Raw genomic sequence first — 1,348 nt, 5'->3', positions numbered from 1 at the left:
ATGTTTGACTACTCTTAATCAAATCAGAAACGATTGTCGGATCGTTTTCGATTTGTGCTTTAAAACCCGCAGACGACATACCTTTATTGCTTTTACTGGGACTCAGTTCTTTTTTATCATTTGGTAACGATTTTATAAAATCTCCTCGCTCTATTATGGTCATAAGTGCGTCTCTTATGAGCGGATCGGATTGTCCCAGGGTATCTAATAAAATTTCTCTGCTAACAGGTGAAGCTAGATTATGTGTGATATCAACAAACAACCTTCCACCAGCTTTAAACCTTGGTCCAAAAGATGTTAACTGGAATATAGACATTCCCAATGGTTTCAAGGGGTCGGTCATCATTTGTTGATGACCGACAGATACATAGACGTGATTTTCTTGATCATTCGCTTCAGGGATCGGGTATAAAGTAGTGATTGGCCGACTCTGGACAATATAAAATGTATCATCAACCAAACACCATTCGATATCTTGTGGGCAACCAAAATAAGCTTCGATCTGTCTTCCTGTGCGTGCTAGTTGTAAAATTTGTTGTTCAGTAAGTGTTTGAGTCTTTTGCTGATCGGGATCGATCTGCTGAGTCTCTGTTCCGCCTTCTTTTAGTCCATAGATAGCCAATTTTTTGGTTGCTATCATCTTATTGACGATTTCCTCTTCCTGTACTTTATAACAATCGGCAGATACCAAGCCAGAGACCAGTGCTTCTCCAAGTCCAAAACTGGCCTCGATTGATAGCAGCTTTCGGTTAGAAGTAATCGGATCAGCGGTAAATAAAATCCCTGAAGCCTGTGGGAAAACCATCCTTTGAACGATAACGGATAAATAAACTTGACTGTGGTCAAATCCATTTTGCATACGGTAGATTACCGCTCGATCCGTAAATAGGGAAGCCCAACATTTGCTGATATGCTGCATGATTGCTTCTTTGCCGATGATATTTAAATAGGTGTCTTGTTGACCAGCAAAAGAGGCATGTGGTAAATCTTCAGCAGTCGCACTAGAACGCACTGCATAAGCATGTTCATCACCAAACTGGGAGAGATAGTGAGTAACTGCTTTCACAACATCGGAAGGAATTTCTACTTCCATAATGATTTGTCGAATCTTCCTGCTGATTTCACCAATTTGATCTCGATCTCCTACTTTTAGCATTGTTAGTCGATCCAACAAAGCATGATACGTTTCGTTTTGTTCGATGGCTTTTTGATATCCCACTGTTGTAACACAAAATCCTTCTGGCACTTGTATTCCTTGAATTTTTGATAATTTCCCTAAATTTAACCCTTTTCCGCCAACGAGCAAAAGTTGTGTTTTTTCTATCTCCTGAAAACCGAGAACCAAAGA

1 protein-coding gene is annotated in these 1,348 nt (G+C 39.9%); it reads right to left on the bottom strand.

The window, feature by feature from the left end; all coding sequences use genetic code 11:
* A partial coding sequence (locus AC1DOS_RS20125; RefSeq protein ID WP_477538909.1) for a PEP/pyruvate-binding domain-containing protein occupies positions 1–1,348 on the bottom strand: 1,348 nt, incomplete at both ends.

Source organism: Paenisporosarcina sp. P5_A11 (assembly GCF_056400705.1).
The sequence above is the reverse complement of the archived record's forward strand: the minus strand, read 5'-3'. Positions and strand labels throughout refer to the sequence as shown.